This window comes from Caldisericum sp., from assembly GCA_022759145.1.
Lineage (GTDB): Bacteria > Caldisericota > Caldisericia > Caldisericales > Caldisericaceae > Caldisericum.
Map to the genome: position 1 here is coordinate 1 of JAEMPV010000065.1, position 3290 is coordinate 3290.

At 33.5% G+C, this 3290-nt stretch carries 3 protein-coding genes; all 3 read left to right on the top strand.

The features are described 5' to 3' along the window. The first annotated feature begins 360 nt into the window (after positions 1-360). A complete protein-coding gene (locus JHC30_04705; GenBank protein ID MCI4463454.1) occupies positions 361-1647 on the top strand; it encodes an ATP-binding protein in 1287 nt (428 codons plus the stop codon). A gap of 14 nt (positions 1648-1661) precedes the next feature. Then, positions 1662-2468 carry a ParA family protein gene (locus JHC30_04710; protein ID MCI4463455.1) on the top strand — a complete coding sequence of 269 codons (807 nt, stop codon included), beginning with the start codon at positions 1662-1664 and terminating at the stop codon, positions 2466-2468. After that, positions 2434-3290: ParB/RepB/Spo0J family partition protein (locus JHC30_04715; protein ID MCI4463456.1), on the top strand; the 857-nt coding region annotated here is incomplete at its 3' end. The genes JHC30_04710 and JHC30_04715, both read left to right, overlap by 35 nt.

Here is a 3290-nt window from a genome sequence, read left to right on the forward strand (position 1 = left end):
ATTAAAGTAAAGTATATCATTTATTTTAATTTTTTTCTTATCCACACATCTTATTAATATATTTACTGTTCTTTTAAAGATATTGAAAATACATAAATTCATACACAATAATATTTGTGGATAGTGTGGACGATGGTTAATAAATTTAGTAAATATCAGTACTATTTAGACTTGAATTTGAACTTGAATGTAACTTGAATATATCTTGAATTCAACATTGAATTCCAAATTGAGATAATTCAAGATATAATTCAAGTGGTAATTCAAGTATTTTATCCACAAGTTACATAATCAAAATTCAAGTAGTGGAAATTCAAGATTTTTTATTTTGTAAATTCTTGAATTTGTATATAATAAGGTATGATTGTAAAAAGAATAACAGAAATACTTGATGGAAAAGAGGAGAGTGAAAGGCATCTTATTGAATTGTTTAAGAACGCAAAGTTTTTTGTAAATTCTGAAGAGAAAAAAGTATTAATTTCCTGCAATCAAACTCTTGCATATCAATTCAGTGTTAATTTTGGTGGAATGAAGGACATTATTACTAAAGCAATAGAAGAAAGACTTGGCAAATATGAGATTTCTGTTGGACCAATAACCGAGATTCTTGAGGAAAACGAAGAGGTACTAAGCGGTCATTTAGTTGTTCCTGCCACTTTAAACAAGGAATACATATTCGATAAATTTCAGGTGAGTTCATGCAACGAAGATGCTTTTAGAAAAGCAGTTGAAATAAGTCACAACGAAGAAAAGTTCCAGCACAAAAATAAACTACTGTATATTTTTGGAAGTTATGGGCAAGGGAAGACGCATTTATTACAGGGAATAACTTGGAGTTTGTTATCGCAAGGCAAGAATGTCGCTTATTTTAACGCCAATACTTTTACCGAGTATATAGTTGATGCAGTTACAAAAAAACCGGATTATAGAACAGCACGTATACGAAAAATCCAAGAAGCAGATGCCCTTCTTATAGATGATGTTCATTCTTTAAGTGGAAGAGAAAGAGTACAGCTTGAACTTAAATCTCTTATAGACCATTATTTTAACTCACATAAAATTCTTGTCTTTACTTCGGTGTTTCCCCAGGAAAAATTGCCACCTCCATTTATGGAGGAGGTCTCGTCTAGAATGCAAGATGGTATAACGTCATTTTTGGAACCACCAGATTATGAACTTAAAGAAAAATTACTAAATGTGTTGATAGAAGAGGAGAATTTGTTAATTGATGAAACTACCAAAAATGCTATATTGAGTATAGAGGTTAAAAATGTCCGAGAATTAATGAAAATTCTAAATATTATAAGAAGCGTTAGCAGTGTTGAAGGTAAAGAAATTAGGTTAGAAGCGCTTAAAAAGGTTTTTGAAAAGAACGATATTACTATTCCGGCATTAGAGGAAGAGGAGGTTATGAAATATATTAGAGCGCGATATGGAAATGACATTACATTTTCCATGCTAAAAGGTAGATTAAAAGGGAAAAATAAAAAGGAATTACAGAGCATTAGAGATGCAATTATATACCAACTTGATTCTATGGGATCATTTTCTCATGTAGATATTGCCCGCATATTCCATATTCACGAGTCTACTGTGCACTATGCGTTGAAGAGGATGAAGAAATTACATGAAGAGGAGTCTAAATGATTAAGGAGGGAGAAATGAAGAAGAAGGGAATTAGCATCGCTGTCATTGATCAAAAGGGTGGTGTTGGGAAGTCCACAGTTAGTGCTAATCTGGCCTGTTCACTATCTTTGAAAGAGGACAGAAAAATTCTTCTGGTGGATATGGACCCTCAAGCTGCTTTGTCTACCGCTTTTGGTTGGAATCCAGATGAACTAGAAAAGACCATCTATAATGTTTTTTTTGATTCTGCTAGTATTGACTCAGTTCTTCTTCACAGAGAGGATATAAACAATGTATATTTACTACCATCAAATCTTCAGCTTTCAGAGGGGGAAGTAAGGTTAATAGGAGAAATAGGGAGAGAGTATTTTTTAAAAAGAGCAATCGACCCTGTCAAAAGCGAATACGATTATATTATCATTGACTGTCCTCCGAGCCTTTCAGTTCTAACGATGAATGCACTTGTTGCGGCTGATTACGTTCTTATTCCTGTTGCACCTGATGTTTTAAGTTTAAGAGGAATGGAGAATCTTATCGAATATGTTATCAAGGTCAAAAATGTCATTAACCCTAAACTTGAAATTCTAGGAATTGTTGTGAACATGTTTGATAGAAGAACGCTGCACGCTAAAGAAGCAAAGCAGGTACTTATGGAAGAATTTGGAGATCAAATAAGGATCTTTAAGACTGATATTATGTATACAACGAAGGTAAAAGATAGCTATGCTGCAAAGAAACCGGTCGTGCTCTTTGATCCAAATTCTGAGGTTGCAAAGCAGTATCTAATTTTAACAAAGGAGGTGGAAGATGCCATCGAGCAAGAGAGTACCATTGGAAGCTGATTCTGTGTTTTATAAGCATCTATCAGTTGAGAATATTAGCCTAATAGATATTGATGATATTATACCGGATCCAAATCAACCTAGAAAGCATTTTTCGGAAGAAAGTCTTAATGAATTGGCAAGTAGTATAAAGGAGAAAGGCCTCCTTCAGCCTATTATTGTTAGGAAATCGGGTGATAAGTACGTTATCGTTGCAGGTGAAAGAAGATGGAGAGCATGTAAAATTGCGGGGTTAAATAAGATTAAGTGCATAATAAAAGATGTAAAAAGCGAAGAAGAAATAAGAGAAGTACAGATTATAGAGAATCTTCAAAGAGAAGATGTATCTCCAATTGAACGCTCTAAGGCCTTGCAAGAATATCTCAGTTTGATGCTACATGCTGATAAGAGTGAGGTTCTTAAGATAGTTAGCAATTATAGATTTAATAAGTGCAATGAAGAAGAAAAAAATGTAATAGAAAAGGTGCTTAAAGTCATAGGCAAATCAGCGAAAACTCTTGAGAGATGGCTAATGCTACTAACTTTGCCTGAGGATATACAGCAAAAAATAGACTCACCAGATTCGCCAATTACGGCAAAGCACATAGAGAATATTGTGAAATTAAAGGACGAGAATTTAGTAAGAGAAGTCGTAAACTTAATAGAAAAAGAGAATTTAAGTTCAGAAGAAACAAAGGCTGTTGTTGATAAAATAAGAAAGAAAAAAACACAGGATCCGATAGATGTTGCAATAAAAAGTTTGAAAGCAGTTTCAGCCGAGTTAGAGAATGCAGATAGTGGTGAAAAAGAGGAAATAAAGGATAAACTCCATATTCTAAAGCA

Excerpts from the sequence above, each read along its gene's own strand:
- JHC30_04705 (MCI4463454.1), top strand. The coding sequence starts at position 361 with ATGATTGTAAAAAGAATAACAGAAATACTTGATGGAAAAGAGGAGAGT.
- JHC30_04710 (MCI4463455.1), top strand. The coding sequence starts at position 1,662 with ATGAAGAAGAAGGGAATTAGCATCGCTGTCATTGATCAAAAGGGTGGT.